At 47.4% G+C, this 1587-nt stretch carries 3 protein-coding genes; 1 reads left to right on the forward strand and 2 read right to left on the reverse strand.

What is annotated here, in order from left to right:
- Window positions 1-278 (reverse strand): 16S rRNA (cytosine(1402)-N(4))-methyltransferase (gene mraW, locus WBV75_RS13490; protein ID WP_424121107.1); only part of this gene is annotated, 278 nt, incomplete at its 3' end.
- Window positions 259-723 carry a division/cell wall cluster transcriptional repressor MraZ gene (mraZ, locus tag WBV75_RS13495; RefSeq protein WP_424121108.1) on the reverse strand — a complete coding sequence of 155 codons (465 nt, stop codon included), beginning with the start codon at window positions 721-723 and terminating at the stop codon, window positions 259-261. The genes mraZ and mraW, both read right to left, overlap by 20 nt.
- Window positions 724-992: 269 nt before the next feature.
- Here mraZ and WBV75_RS13500 point away from each other — a divergent pair.
- Window positions 993-1587 (forward strand): alpha/beta fold hydrolase (locus WBV75_RS13500; RefSeq protein WP_424121109.1); only part of this gene is annotated, 595 nt, incomplete at its 3' end.

Below are 1587 nucleotides of genomic sequence, written 5' to 3' on the forward strand. Positions count from 1 at the left end.
CCATCAACTTTCAGAATGCCATAGAACTTCAAATACTGTCGTATAAACCTGAAATTGGCGCTGATTAATTCAAAGCGACTGTCATCAGGTCGGTTGGCCCGGGCTGCTTCATCCTGATCAAAGGCAAAAAGCCTGCCCCCTGGCCCCAAACGTTTTAATATCTCAACACTGTGCCCCCCTCCTCCGAAGGTGACGTCGACATATACACCGTTTTCTCGAATCGCGAGTCCCTCCACGGTTTCATGGAGTAATACCGGCTTATGATATGGTGTCTCCATCATCCCCCATCACCTCTTCAGCCAGATCGGCAAAATCAGATGCCGTTTCCTCCAGCACCTGCTCGTACGCCTCCTTATCCCAGATTTCTATGATATTGATCGCGGAACTCAGCACTACTTCCCTGCGGATTCCGGCGACCGCCATAAGGTTTTTTGGGATCAGCAAACGCCCTGTGGCATCGATTTCCACTAGCTTTACCCCTGCAGTGAAACGACGGATAAAATCGTTGTTCTTCTTTTTGAAGCGATTCTTCCGGTTCATTTGCGCCATGAGTATATCCCATTCGGACATCGGGTAGAGTTCCAGACAGGGCTGGAAGACCGATCGCTTGATTACAAAGCCCTGGTTCATGAAGGGAACCATCTGATTCTTCAGGGCAACGGGCATCATCACACGCCCTTTGGCATCGGCCTTACACTCATATGTCCCTATGATTGAGGTCACAAAAGGAGGGTTGAATTGTTAATTAAAACTCAAATATATAGAAATTATTACCACATTTTACCACAAAAACCCACTTTGTTCACAATTTTAACCCTTTCGCCCCCCCTATCCCTACCGATCGGGATAGAATCCCAACAGTGTATCACTAAGGAGCCTGGACCAATGCTTATATAATTCGGGTCAGGGCTTCCGGTATCCCAGCGTAGCCTGCAGATTGCCATTAGGTGGAAATGCCTATATTTGCCAACTAAAAAGCAGCCATTCACCCCATGGGAAATCAGATTATTAAAGACGGTAACTACCGGTATATTGAAACTGGTGAAGGCACTCCCCTGATTATCTTACACGGTCTGATGGGAGGGCTGAGCAACTTCCAGGGGGTAACGAGTTACTTCCCCGAAAAAGGGTATAAGGTCCTGGTTCCTGAACTGCCGATATACGGCATGCCACTGCTAAAAACCAATGTTAAGAGTTTTGCAAAATACCTGGAGCGGTTTATAGAGTATAAGAAGCTGAACGATGTGATCCTTTTAGGGAATTCCCTCGGGGGTCATATTGGACTGCTACACACCAAACTCTATCCTGAAATGGTCAGGGCACTGGTGATTACCGGGAGTTCCGGGCTATATGAAAGCGCCATGGGCGATGGGTATCCCAAGCGGGGCGACTACGAGTTCATCAAGAAAAAAGCAGAAGATGTTTTTTACGATCCCAAAGTGGCGACCAAAGAAATTGTAGACGAAGTCTTTGCCACGGTAAACGACCGGATGAAGTTGGTTAAAACGCTCTCGATTGCCAAAAGCGCTATCCGCCATAATATGGCAAAAGACCTGCCTAAGATGGAAACCCCCACCTGTATCATCT

This window comes from Robiginitalea sp. (assembly GCF_049588695.1).
Classification (GTDB): Bacteria; Bacteroidota; Bacteroidia; order Flavobacteriales; family Flavobacteriaceae; genus Robiginitalea.